The organism is Comamonas sp. GCA5 (genome assembly GCF_036541385.1).
In the GTDB taxonomy this organism is placed as follows: Bacteria; Pseudomonadota; Gammaproteobacteria; order Burkholderiales; family Burkholderiaceae_C; genus Comamonas; species Comamonas aquatica.
In genome coordinates this window covers 1-12350 of the sequence record NZ_JAZHFR010000094.1, presented here as the reverse complement: position 1 = coordinate 12350, position 12350 = coordinate 1, and the positions used below count along the sequence as shown (strand labels likewise).

General features: G+C 68.0%; 9 protein-coding genes and 1 pseudogene. 8 read left to right on the top strand and 2 right to left on the bottom strand.

The window, feature by feature from the left end; genetic code table 11:
- The first annotated feature begins 289 nt into the window (after positions 1-289).
- Positions 290-1177: an SPFH domain-containing protein gene (locus SJH88_RS16540; protein WP_231499186.1), complete on the top strand. Its 888-nt coding sequence runs from the start codon at positions 290-292 to the stop codon at positions 1175-1177.
- On the top strand, positions 1174-1464 hold the full coding sequence (locus tag SJH88_RS16535) for a hypothetical protein (protein WP_274755118.1): 291 nt from the start codon (positions 1174-1176) through the stop codon (positions 1462-1464). The genes SJH88_RS16540 and SJH88_RS16535 overlap by 4 nt, the downstream gene beginning before the upstream one ends.
- Positions 1465-1520: 56 nt before the next feature.
- Here the strand turns inward: SJH88_RS16535 and SJH88_RS16530 are convergent, their stop codons facing one another.
- Positions 1521-2027, bottom strand: coding sequence for an ureidoglycolate lyase (locus SJH88_RS16530; protein ID WP_274755117.1), 507 nt, complete (start codon positions 2025-2027; stop codon positions 1521-1523).
- Between the two features lie 130 nt (positions 2028-2157).
- Between SJH88_RS16530 and SJH88_RS16525 the strand changes: the two genes are divergently transcribed.
- The 5 genes and pseudogenes from SJH88_RS16525 (at position 2158) to SJH88_RS16505 (ending at position 9011) form a co-directional block, all read left to right on the top strand.
- Complete coding sequence (locus SJH88_RS16525) at positions 2158-3096, top strand: LysR family transcriptional regulator (protein ID WP_274755116.1); 939 nt, start codon at positions 2158-2160, stop codon at positions 3094-3096.
- A gap of 90 nt (positions 3097-3186) precedes the next feature.
- Positions 3187-4611, top strand: coding sequence for an FAD-dependent tricarballylate dehydrogenase TcuA (gene tcuA / locus SJH88_RS16520; protein ID WP_274755115.1), 1425 nt, complete (start codon positions 3187-3189; stop codon positions 4609-4611).
- Positions 4612-4623: 12 nt separating this feature from the next.
- Positions 4624-5829: a tricarballylate utilization 4Fe-4S protein TcuB gene (gene tcuB, locus SJH88_RS16515; protein WP_043384262.1), complete on the top strand. Its 1206-nt coding sequence runs from the start codon at positions 4624-4626 to the stop codon at positions 5827-5829.
- Between the two features lie 76 nt (positions 5830-5905).
- Positions 5906-6885: pseudogene (locus tag SJH88_RS16510) on the top strand (Bug family tripartite tricarboxylate transporter substrate binding protein).
- 200 nt (positions 6886-7085) lie between these two features.
- Positions 7086-9011: a B12-binding domain-containing radical SAM protein gene (locus SJH88_RS16505; protein ID WP_270148734.1), complete on the top strand. Its 1926-nt coding sequence runs from the start codon at positions 7086-7088 to the stop codon at positions 9009-9011.
- 259 nt (positions 9012-9270) lie between these two features.
- On the opposite strand, the gene SJH88_RS16500 is transcribed toward SJH88_RS16505, so the two are convergent.
- A complete protein-coding gene (locus SJH88_RS16500) occupies positions 9271-11466 on the bottom strand; it encodes a hypothetical protein (RefSeq protein ID WP_274755114.1) in 2196 nt (731 codons plus the stop codon).
- 224 nt (positions 11467-11690) lie between these two features.
- Between SJH88_RS16500 and SJH88_RS16495 the strand changes: the two genes are divergently transcribed.
- Positions 11691-12350, top strand: a 660-nt coding sequence (locus SJH88_RS16495; RefSeq protein ID WP_274755113.1) for a DUF2628 domain-containing protein, incomplete at its 3' end; no start/stop codon positions are given.

The following is a 12350-nucleotide window of genomic DNA, read 5'->3' as shown; positions in this document are numbered from 1 at the left end:
CAGCTGGCCGCCACGGCCTGAGGCCCCGCCCTGCACCACAGCCCCGCAGGCCATGGCCGCGGGGCTGTGGCGTCGTGGGCTGGCACCGGCGTGCGCTGTGCCCACGGGCCATGCGGCACCTGTTTGATCTGGCCCACACGATGGGCGCAGCTGGGGCCTGCTCGGCGGAGCTCTCCACCGTGGCGCCGCGAAACTGTGGTGTGATACATGCTCCATGCTGGTGCACAGAGGCTGTGCCCCCCACCCGGGCACAAGGACCAGCACGATGCCGCAAACGAGGCGGACGAGAATGAGCAAACTGACGCAGTACACGAAGATGCTGGCCGCTGTCGCCACCGTGGTGACCCTGGCCGCATGCGGCCAGAAGGTCGAGGTGCCACCGGCCCACATCGGCAAGATCATGACCAAGGATGGCTACCAGGACAACCTGATCCCCACCTCCAAATTCCGGCTGGGCAAGTGCTGGGCCTACTGCGACCGACTGGTGCTGCTGGATGTCTCCGACAAGGCCTACCAGGAGGCCATGAGCATCTTCATCCCCGAAGACAAGCTGAACCTGGAGGTGACCATCCGTGCGACGCTGAGCATCAACCCCAAGAAGACGGCAGAGCTGTTCAATGCGATCGCCCCCACCGAGATGTCGGAGCATGTCTCGACGATTGCCAACGAGCAGGTGTACCGCACCTATGCCAGCCAGATCATCCAGGCCGAGGTGCGCGAGTACCTGAGCAAGCTGTCGATCAGCGAGATCGCCTCCAGCAATGAAAAGATCAACGCCGACCTGCGCCTGCAGCTGGGCAAGGCCATCGAGTCGCTGACGCCGTTCTCGGTGCGCTTTGTCGGCATCACCAACCTGAAATACCCCAAGATCATCACCGACGCACAGGAGTCGGCGGCCGAGCGCCGGGAAGCCATCCAGAAGGAAGAGGCCCAGCTGGCGATTTCCAAGGCCCAGCTGGAGCGTGAGCTGCAGGAAGCCCGGCTGCAGCGCGCCATCGACAAGGAAAAGGCCGAAACCGAAGCCATGTCGCAATCGGTGCTGGCCCAGTCCGTCGATGCCCGCGTGCTGCAGCTGCGCAAGCTGGAAAATGACCGCGCCTGGATCGAGAAATGGAACGGCCAACTGCCCACCACCACGCTGGGGGACAGCGTGCCCATGGTGAGCATCGCCAAATGATCCTGCTGCTCAACCTCCTGCCCTTTGTGATCGCTGCCATCGGCTTCGGTCTGAGCTGGAAGCGCAAGAACCGCTGGATCGCCGCTGCCACCTGCGCCGCTTTGCTGCTGTACTTCCAGGCCCAGCCCTCCTACCTGCCCAAAGGCGAGATCACGCGCTCGCCCCCGCCGGTGTTTGGAGAGTCGGACGCCCAGATCGAGGACCGCAACCGCAAGCCCATGCCCGGTGACGAGCGCGACCAGCGCATGCGCGATGCCGTGCAGCAGGGGTTGGACTTCAAGCCCTAGGCACCGCAGCCCCCACCAGCGCCCCCTGCGGGCGCTTTTTCATGGGCGCCGTGGCGCTAGAGCCGCAACTGCACCCCTGGGTCCAAACGGCAGACCTCGCAATCCACCACCGCCGCGCGCCGCTCCACCACCACAAAATCCCCGCCCTCCACCGCCAGCAGGGCGTGGTGCCAGGTCCCCGGTGCCAGCACCACGCCCTGGCGGCCGTCGGTGACGAACGCCTGCAGCTCGCCCGCCTGGGGCGCCGGGCCGGGGCGGGCCACCACGACCACAAAGCGCTGCGTGCCCAGCGGCACAAAGGTCTGGCTGCCCAGGGCATGGCGTTCCAGCTCGGTCACGGCCAGCGGAAACTGCCGCGCCTGGGCGCTGAACAGCGCCAGCATGGGCACGCCGCCCTCGGCCGTCAGCTGCAGGTCGGTCAGCAGCTCATGCCGCACGGCGTTGCCACCGTTGATGGGCCAGGCGGGCAGCGCGGGCGATTGCCCCTGCACGGCCACCACTTGGCCAAAAGGGGCAAAGCGCGCAGGCGTCAGGGGTTCGGGGGTCAGGATCAGGTCAGGCATGGCCGCAGATAAGCAAGCGCAATGCCACGCCATGCGGGCCGTGCACGGCGGCGCCCTCACGGGGCCGCTACCATGCCGGCTGGTGCGGGGGCATCGCGCCCGCGTTTTCTGTCTTCACTGTGAGCCACCTATGGAACTGCGCCAGTTGCGCTACTTCGTGCGTGTGGTGGAACTGGGCTCCATGAGCCGCGCCGCCATGGACCTGGACATGGTGCAGTCCGCCCTGAGCCAGCAGATCAGCCGCCTGGAGAGCGAACTCAGCACCCGCCTGCTGCAGCGCTCCAGCAAAGGCACGGTCCCGACCGAGGCCGGGCTGGCCTTTTTCCACGAGGCCCAGCTAACGCTGCGGCATGCCGAGCAGGCCATCCACGCGGCCCAGCAGGCGCGGCTGTCGGGTGCCGTGAGCATCGGGCTGTCGCCCACGATTGCCTCGGTCCTGGGCCTGCCGTTCATGCAGGCCCTGCGCCTGCGCTACCCGGAGGTGCGCCTGCACATGGTGTCGGCGCTGTCGGGCCACCTGACCAGCCTGCTGAATGCACGCCAGCTGGATCTGGCCATCCTGTTCGATGCACAGGGCGCCCGCCGCTGGAGCGTGCAGCCGCTGCTGGAGGAAAAGCTCTACCTGATCCAGTCCAAGCGCCGCCCGGTGTGCCCGCACACGGCCACCACCACCATGGCGCAGATGGGCGGCGTGCCGCTGATCCTGCCATCGGGCAGCCACGGGCTGCGCAACGCCATCGTCACCGCCTTCGCGCATGCGGGCCTGCCCTTGAACATGGCGCTGGAGATTGACGGCCTGCCGCTGCTGATGGAGGCCGTGATGGCCGGCATGGGCGCCACGGTGCAGCCCTGGTCGGCCGTCAAGCTGCACCACGCCACGCAGGGCGAATTCCTGTGGTCGGAGATTGTGGATGGCCAGGTGCGCCGCCCGGCCATGCTGTGCGGCTTGTCGGAGGATGAGCTGTCGCCCGCCGCGCTGGCGGCCCGCGTGGTGCTGCGCGATTGCGCCGAGCACCTGGTGACCAGCGGCGCCTGGGCCGGCGCCACGCTGAGCCATCACAAAAACTGATACCCCTATTCCCTGGACCCCCTGCCCAGGGCCGGGCGCGCTCCCTACAGTCGATCTTCCCCACGAGTGAGACTGCAAGGAGAGAGATTCATGGACACCGATGTTCTGGTCATCGGTGGTGGCAATGCCGCCCTGTGCGCCGCGCTGATGGCGCGCGAAGCAGGTGCCCGCGTGCTGCTGCTGGAGTCCGCACCGCGCGCATGGCGCGGCGGCAACTCCGCCCACACCCGCAACCTGCGCTGCATGCACGATGCGCCGCAGGATGTGCTGGTCGAGGCCTACCCCGAAGAGGAATACTGGCAAGACCTGCTGAAGGTGACGGGGGGCATCACCAACGAGCACCTGGCGCGCATGGTGATCCGCGCCTCCTCCACCTGCCGCCACTGGATGCGCCAGCACGGCGTGCACTTTCAGCCCCCGCTGTCGGGCGCGCTGCACGTGGCACGTACGAATGCGTTTTTCATGGGCGGCGGCAAGGCCCTGGTCAACGCCTATTACCGCAGTGCCGAAGCACTGGGTGTGGAGATTCGCTACGAGTCGCCCGTGGATCGCATCGACATCGACCACGGCATCTTCAAGGCAGCCTATGTGAACGGCCAGCGCATCACCGCCCGCAGCTGCGTGCTGGCCGCCGGCGGTTTTGAATCCAACCGCGAATGGCTGCGCGAGGCCTGGGGCCAGAACGCGCGCGGCGAATGGCCGGCCGACAACTTCATCATCCGTGGCACAGCCTTCAACAAGGGGGTGCTGCTCAAGCACCTGCTGGAAGACCACCAGGTCGACGGCATTGGCGACCCCACGCAGGCCCACATGGTGGCCATCGACGCGCGCGCACCGTTGTACGACGGCGGTATCTGCACCCGCATCGACTGCGTTTCCCTGGGCGTGGTGGTCAACCGCGAGGCCGAGCGCTTCTACGACGAGGGCGAGGACTTCTGGCCCAAGCGCTACGCCATCTGGGGCCGCCTGGTGGCCCAGCAGCCCGGACAGATTGCCTACTCCATCATCGACAGCAAGGCCATCGGGCGCTTCATGCCGCCCGTGTTCCCCGGCGTCAAGACCGACAGCCTGCCCGAACTGGCGCAGAAGTTGGGGCTGAACGTGGATACCTTCATGCGCACGCTCAACGCCTACAACGGTGCCTGCCAGGTGGGCCAATTCGACCACACGGCGCTGGACGACTGCCACACCGAAGGCGTGACGCCCGCCAAGACGCACTGGGCCCGCCCCATCGACACCGGACCGTTCTACGGCTACGCCCTGCGCCCCGGCGTGACCTTCACCTACCTGGGCCTTGAAACCGATGACACCGCCGCCGTGCGCTTTGCAGGGCAGCCCAGCCGCAACCTGTTTGTGGCCGGCGAAATGATGGCCGGCAACGTGCTGGGCAAGGGCTACACCGCCGGTGTGGGCATGTCCATCGGCACGGCCTTTGGCCGCATCGCCGGACGCAACGCAGCACTGGCCGCACAAGGCAAGGACGCCGAACACGGCGCCGTGAAAGACGAGGTGTAAGCCACCATGAGCATGCAATCCTTTGAAACGCTGGGCCAGGAAGCCCAGGCCCTGGCCTCTGGCCACAGCGGCAAGGTCATCCCCATCCTGCCCCTGAGCGCGGCCGAAGGCGAAGTGGCGCGCGTCATGCAGATCTGCAACGCCTGCCGCTACTGCGAGGGCTTTTGCGCCGTGTTCCCGGCCATGACGCGCCGCCTGGAGTTTGGCAAGGCCGATGTGAACTACCTGGCCAACCTGTGCCACAACTGCGGCGCCTGCCTGCACGCCTGCCAGTACGCCCCGCCACACGAGTTCGGCATCAACATCCCCAAGGCCATGGCCGAGGTGCGCGGCCAGACCTATGCCGACTACGCCTGGCCCCCGGCGCTGGGCCAGCTGTACCAGCGCAACGGCCTGACACTGTCGCTGGCCCTGGTGGCCGCGCTGAGCCTGTTCCTGGTGCTGGGCGCCGTGCTGCAAGGCGGCGGCCTGGGCGCGCTGTGGGGGGCCGACCTGGGCGCCAATTTCTATAACCTGTTCCCGCACAACCTGCTGGTGGGCCTGTTTGCGCCGGTGTTCCTGTTCGTGGTGCTGGCGCTGTCCATGGGCGTGCGCCGTTTCTGGAAGGACATCAAACCCGCCACCAGCGGCGCCGACGTCAGCCGGCCCGCAGCCGCCGAGGCCACCGGCGACGTGCTGCGCCTGAAGTACCTGGATGGCGGCCACGGCGATGGTTGCCACAACGAGGACGACGCCTACACCCTGCAGCGCCGCCGTTGCCACCACCTGACCTTCTACGGCTTCCTGCTGTGCTTTGCCGCCACCGGCGTGGCCACGCTCTACCACTACCTGCTGGGCTGGGCCGCGCCCTACGACCTGCCCAGCCTGCCCAAGCTGCTGGGCGGCACGGGCGGCGTGATGCTGGCCCTGGGCACGGCCGGCCTGTGGCGCCTCAACCGCCGCCGCCACCCGCTGCATGGCGATGCCCAGCAAAAACCCATGGACCTGGGCTTCATCGCCCTGCTGTTCCTGGTGGCCACCAGCGGCCTGGCGCTGTGGTGGGCCCGGGCCACCCCCGCCCTGGCCCTGCTGCTGTGCCTGCACCTGGGCGCAGTGATGGCCTTGTTCGCCACCCTGCCCTACGGCAAGTTTGCCCATGGCGTGTTCCGCACCGCGGCCTTGCTGCGCCACGCCACCGAAAAACGCCAACCCAACCCCATCGGCCTGGGGGCCGATTGAGGCGTGCGGGGCCACAAGCCCCGCGGCGCTGAACTCCCCCACACCCAAAACATAACACCCATTCAGGAGATACCGCATGCAACGACGCACCCTCATCCAATCCTCGGCCGCGCTGCTCAGCGCCGGCTTGCTGGGCGGTCTGCCGGCCCTGGCCCAGGATTTCCCGCCCAAGAAACCCGTGACCATGGTGGTGGGCTTTGCCGCCGGTGGCGCGGCCGACGCCGCCGCGCGCCTGATCGCCAAGAAGCTGAGCGAGAACATCGGCCAGTCCGTGGTGGTGGAGAACAAGGGCGGCGCGGGCGGCAACATCGCCCACGGCCAGGTGGCGAATGCCGCCACCGACGGATCGGTGATCCTGTTCGGCTCGGTCGGCCCGCTGACCATCGCCCCGCACCTGATGAAGCTGACCTACGACCCGTTCAAGGACCTGGCGCCGCTGTCCGGGGGCGTCAACTTCCCGAACGTGCTGGTGGTGCACAAGGGCGCGGGGGTGAAGAACCTGCAGGAGTTCGTGGCGCTGGCCAAGAAGTCGCCCGGCAAGGTGGACTACGCCTCCACCGGCGCCGGCTCGGCCTCGCACCTGGCGGGCGAGCTGTTCAACCAGCGCGCCGGCGTGGAAATGGTGCACGTGCCCTACAAGGGCGGCGCACCGGCCCTGCAGGACCTGCTGGGCGAGCGCGTGACCAGCTACTTCGCCGCGCCGCCCACCGCGCTGCCACACGTGCAGGCCGGCAAGCTGATCCCCCTGGCCACCACCGGCCTGACACGCCCGGCCTACATGCCGGACATCCCCACCGTGGCCGAAGCCGGCTACCCCGGCTTTGAGGCCCTGAACTGGTACGCCTTCGTGGCCCCCAGCAAAACCCCCACGGCCATCCTGGACCGCTGGAACGTGGAAATCGTCAAGGCCCTGAACGACGAAGGCGTGAAAAAGGCATTGAACGACCATGGTCTGACCCCGCAGCCCACCACGCGCCAGGAACTGGCGGCGTTCATGAAAAAGAATATGAGCAGTGGGGCCGCGTGGTGAAAGAGCGCAAGCTCTCTGCCAACTGAGGCACGTCCCCCCGCTTCCTTCCTTCACAGCCACCAGCGGGTGGCTTTTTTGCGCCCGCGCAGACCCTGGGGCCGGGCCGCCAGAAACCTGGTGCCGGCGCTTTTTCGCCAAGCCAGCGACAATATCGCCCCGCCCTGCTGCCCAGCCGGGCTTTTGTTGTGCGGCCCTGCGTGCCGCCCCGCCGGCCTGCTGAACCCTCATGACTGCTCCTGACACCCGCGTGCTGTCGCTCATCCCGCCGATGACGCAGCTCAACACGCCCTACCCTTCTGCGCCCTATCTGACGGGCTTTCTGCGCTCGCGCGGGGTGGATGCGGTGCAGGAAGACCTGGCCCTGGCCCTGGTGCTCAAGCTGCTGTCGCGCGACGGCCTGACACAGATCATCGACCTGGTGCAGGCGCAGTACGACGCCGACCCGGACCGCCTGTTCAGCCCCGCCTTGCAAAGCTTCATGGGCCAGCGCGACCAATACCTAGCCACGGTGAACCGCGTCATCGCCTTCCTGCAGGGCAAGGACAGCACGCTGAGCCACCGCATCGTCAGCCGCGCCTGGCTGCCCGAGGGCCCGCGCTTCGATGCGCTGGAGCACTACATGGACGATGGCTCGGGCGACCCCGTGGGCTGGGCCTTTGGCGCCCTGGGCCAGCAGGACCGGGCCAAGCACTACGCCACGCTGTACCTGAACGACCTGGCCGACGTGATCCGCGACGCGGCCGACCCGCGCTTTGAATTTGTGCGCTATGCCGAGTCGCTGTCGGGCAACCAGCCCACCTTCGACCCGCTGGCCGAGGCCCTGGCCGCCGCCCCCACCCTGGTCGATGACGCGCTGGCCAAGCTGACGCGCAAGGCCATCTGGCGCCACCGCCCCACGGTGGTGCTGCTGTCCACCCCCTTCCCGGGTTCGGTCTACGCAGCCTTCCGCATCGCCCAGACCATCCAGGCCGAGTTTCCGCACATCACGCTGGTGCTGGGCGGCGGCTTTGTGAACACCGAGTTGCGCACGCTGGCCGAGCCGCGCGTGTTCGACTACTTCGACTTCATCACGCTGGACGCGGGCGAGCGCCCGCTGCTGGCGCTGCTGGAACACCTGCGCGGCGAGCGTGGCCGCTCGCGCCTGGTGCGCACCTTCGTGCGCAACGACGAAGGCGCGGTGCAGTACATCAACATGATGGAAGCCGACATCGCCTTTGCCGAGGTGGGCACGCCCACCTGGGACGGCCTGCCCATCCACGACTACCTGTCGCTGCTGGACATGCTCAACCCCATGCACCGCATGTGGAGCGACGGCCGCTGGAACAAGCTGACGATTGCCCACGGCTGCTACTGGAAGAAGTGCAGCTTCTGCGACGTGGGCCTGGACTACATCGGCCGCTACGAAGGCGCCAGCGCCACCGAGCTGGCCAACCGCATCGACGCCATCGTGGCCGAAACCGGCCAGACCGGCTTTCACTTCGTGGACGAGGCCGCACCGCCCAAGGCGCTCAAGGCCCTGTCCCAGGAGCTGATCGCGCGCGGCACCGACATCAGTTGGTGGGGCAACATCCGCTTCGAGAAAACCTTCAGCCCCGAGCTGGCCCAGCTGATGGCCGACAGCGGCTGCATCGCCGTGTCCGGTGGGCTGGAAGTGGCCTCGGACCGCCTGCTGGACCTGATGAAAAAAGGCGTCAGCGTGGAACAGGTGGCGCGCGTGACCAAGGCGCTGACCGACGCGGGCATTCTGGTGCACGCCTACCTGATGTACGGTTTTCCCACGCAAACGGTGCAGGACACGGTGGATGCGCTGGAGTATGTGCGCCAGCTGTTCGAGAACGGCTGCATCCAGAGCGGGTTCTTTCACCGCTTTGCCTGCACCATCCACTCGCCCGTGGGCCAAAACCCGCAGGCCTACGGCGTGACCCTGCCCGCGCTGCCGCCCGCCACGTTTGCGCGCAACGACATCCCCTTCATCGACCCCACCGGCGTGGACCACGACGCCCTGGGCGTGGGGCTGAAGAAAGCCATCTACAACTTCATGCACGGCATCGGCGTGGAGGAGGATGTGCGCAACTGGTTCGACTTCAAGGTGCCCAAGCCCACCGTGCCGCGCAACAAGATCGCCAAGGCGCTGGCCGCCAAGGGCTGGTAAGCCCGCCGCCCCCTCTCGCAACCCGCGCTGCGGGCGCTGGCGGCATGGCCATGGCAGGCACCTGCCGCGGCGCCCCCTGGCCTTTGGGGACTGCGTGTTCGGGCCGCACCGGGCCGGCACGATCGACCGCTGCGGAGGCCGGCACGGATCGGTCTCCCGCAATTTCAGGCCAAAAACGGCCTCTAGCCCTTATCCATCCTGCGCCTGCAACTATGAAAAAGCCAGCAGGCGCTGGCTTGTGGGGGCTATAGGACGCCACTCAAGGCGCAGGCGTGGCCGCCGGCGGCGGCGCCACCTCAGCCATCACCGCCTCGTACTGCCAGGGCTGGGGCAGCACGCGGTCCAGCCAGCCGCAGCGCCAGGCCAGCGCGGCCAGCACCAGCACGGCCACCACGCCCCAGACCCAGCGGGCGGTGTGATTGTCGGCAAACGGGTCGTGGGTGATGCGCTTGGCGCTCAACGGCACCTTGGCCGCCTGCGACAGCGAATTGCCCAGCTGCAGGTTGATCTTCATGCGGCCATTGATGGCCCAGCCGCTGGCGTCCAGGATGGGGCCCAGGCTGCGCTCGCGCAGCTTGAGCCAGGCAATCAGCATGCTGGGGCCGGAGATGGCCAGGATGATGCCCAGCAAGGCCACGGGGATCCACGGCCCCAGCTCCACGAACTTGCCGAAGATGCCGACCAGCACCGTGCTGATGGAGCCCAGCGCCACGCCGATGGCGGCCACCGTGCCCACATCGGTCTTCTTGCCCGCCGCCGCAGCGGGTGCCGGCGCGGCGGCAGCACCCTTGCTCACGTCGACCAGCTTGCTGGCCTGGGCGTCCAGGCTGGCGGTGACCGAGGCGTCCTTGGCGGCTGCGCGCTTGGCCACCTGCTCCTCGACCATGCGCACGAACTTCTTGTAGGGCGAGAAGAAGGCCTGGCCGATGCTGGTGGGGTTCTCGATCAGCTTGGTGATGGTGGCATCCCAGTCCTGACCGGCACGGTCGTAGAAGATGCCGTTGCGCCCGACGAACAGGAAGTCCACGTCCCCGGCCGTGAAGGCGGCCACGATGTGGCGCTTCTGGCCGTTGCGCTGGCACTCGCAATACGCCAGGAAGACCTTGGCCATGCCGGCCAGCGTGGCGTGGGCAGCGGGGTTGGCCACATCCACCGTCAGGTCGCAGCTGCGCCCGTCCAGGAACAGGGTACCGGCCTGGAAGGCCGCGCCCTGGCGGCTGTAGAACTGCGAGAAGGCCACGAAATTGTTCAGCAGCACCAGCAGGTCGCGCTGGTAGCGGATCAGCTTCTCCAGCGCGATCGCGTGCACGCTGTGCTGCTTTTCGTCCTCATCGTGCTGGATGAAGTCCTGCAACTGCTGCTGCATGCCGCTGTCCAGCAGTGCCTGTGCCTCGGCCTGCGCCACCGTGCCCAGCGGGGTCGCCGGGTGGTCCGCCAGCCAGGCCTGGCACGGCGCCAGTTGCGCCTTGAGCTGCGCCCACTGCGCGGCACTCAGGCTGTCCAGCGGGCCCAGCAGCGGCTCGACGGCCGTGGTGCGCAGGGTGGCCATCGCCTCGGCCCAGGCGGGGTTGATGCCCTGCGTCAGCGGCAGCTCGCCCCCGGCCACCACGGTGGCCACGGGCAGGGCGGCAATCGCGGCGTCCTGCTGGCTCAGCAGCTGCTTGCCCAGGGCGGCGTAGCCCTCGACGGACGGGCTCAGCGGCACCAGGGCGCTGGCGTCGAAAGCCGCCAGGCGCGTGCGCGCAAAAAAGTCCTCGACCTTGGCCTGCACGGCGTTCAGCGCCTGCGCGGCAGCCACGGCCTGCTCCTGCGTGGGCAGGGCACAGGTGTTGGACTGGGCGCGCGCATGCCAGTCGGCAATCGCTTGCACGTCGGTGAAGAAGTTGTCCAGCTGCGCGCGGCCCAGGCCCGGCTGGCCGTCACACCCCGGGGCACTGCCATAGGCGGCCATGATGCGTTCCACCAGGGCGGCCAGCGCGGGGTGGTCGGCCAGGGTCACGGGGTTCAGGATGCCGTCGCCGTTGAAGGGCATGCTGTTGAGCGTCGTCAGCCGCTGCTGCACCTCAGCCAGCGAGACGCTGTCGGTGCCGCTGCGCCCTTGCAGTGCCAGGATGCGCCGGGCTTCATCCAGAAGGGCCCGCGCCTCGTCGGAATCCCCGCGCAGCGACGACAGCTGCAGCACGTCCGACCCGGTGGTCAGCACCTCCGGGTCCTGGACCATGGAGACCGCCCATTCGCAGGCCTGCACCAGTTCCGGCGCGCGGATGCGCCCGTCGGCATCCAGGTCGATCATGTCCAGCGTGGCGCTGTCGAATTCAATGCCGCGTGTCGGACAGGCCAGGGCCACCCACAGCTTCTGATCCAGTTGCCCAATGTTTGCGATATCTGCACCGGTGCGGATGGTGACCTGGTCCACCCCGCCCGCCCGGAAAAACTGCCATTCGTGTTGTTGCATGACCCACTGACTCGGTAGTACGGCGGCCTGCACAGCCGCCACGGTGGGCACGGCCCCCAAGCAGGGGCCACGCCGCGAAAACAAAGCCGCCAGTGTAAAAGCCTGCGCAAGGCTGTGCGCCCAAAAGTCACGGCGCAACCCCCTGCGACCACCGTGTGGGCCGGGTGTAACAGACATTGTTTAACAATTCAGGGCCGCACACCGGCCATGCCACAATCGCCCGCATGCCTGCGACGCCTTCCCGCTCCAACGCCTTCACGCCTGCCCCCTCCTCCGGGGACGCGGGCATCATGCCCGACCTGTATCGGCTGAGCGTCGGCGCCGTCAACGCAGCGTATTACCAACGGCACTTCCAGCGCTTCGAGACCCTGGGCAAGGCCGTGCCCACCTGGAACCATGGCGCCGCCTTCTGCACGCTGGCCTGGCTGGTGCTGCGCAAGCTGTGGCGCCCGGCGGCCCTGTACCTGTGCCTGCTAGCCGCGCTGCTGCTGGTGTGGTGGGGCGGCGTGCACGGGCGGCTGCCGCTGCCGCTGGAACTGGCCCTGTGCCTGCTGGTCGGCATGCTGTTGTGTGTGGTGCCGGGCACCCTGGGCAACGCCTTGTACTACCAGCATGTGCGCCAGCACACACTGCAGACGCTGACCCGCGCCAGCTCGCTGTCACAGGCACGTGCGCAGCTGGCGAAGCAGGCCGTGACCAAGGACCGCCTGCACACCATCGCCGCCATCCAGGCCCTGCTGCTGGCCGCCCTGACCGGCCTGGTGCTGCACCAGGTCAAGCAAGGCGGCGCCAGCGAAGCGCCGGCGCCGGCCCCGTCCGGCCCGCCCGACCTCGTCATTCCCCAGGTGTCCAGCCTGGCACCGACGCAGCCCGTGGCCTTCACG

Coding starts and splice junctions, on each gene's coding strand:
- SJH88_RS16540 (WP_231499186.1), top strand. CDS start 290: ATGAGCAAACTGACGCAGTACACGAAGATGCTGGCCGCTGTCGCCACC.
- SJH88_RS16535 (WP_274755118.1), top strand. CDS start 1,174: ATGATCCTGCTGCTCAACCTCCTGCCCTTTGTGATCGCTGCCATCGGC.
- SJH88_RS16530 (WP_274755117.1), bottom strand. CDS start 2,027: ATGCCTGACCTGATCCTGACCCCCGAACCCCTGACGCCTGCGCGCTTT.
- SJH88_RS16525 (WP_274755116.1), top strand. CDS start 2,158: ATGGAACTGCGCCAGTTGCGCTACTTCGTGCGTGTGGTGGAACTGGGC.
- tcuA (WP_274755115.1), top strand. CDS start 3,187: ATGGACACCGATGTTCTGGTCATCGGTGGTGGCAATGCCGCCCTGTGC.
- tcuB (WP_043384262.1), top strand. CDS start 4,624: ATGCAATCCTTTGAAACGCTGGGCCAGGAAGCCCAGGCCCTGGCCTCT.
- SJH88_RS16505 (WP_270148734.1), top strand. CDS start 7,086: ATGACTGCTCCTGACACCCGCGTGCTGTCGCTCATCCCGCCGATGACG.
- SJH88_RS16500 (WP_274755114.1), bottom strand. CDS start 11,466: ATGCAACAACACGAATGGCAGTTTTTCCGGGCGGGCGGGGTGGACCAG.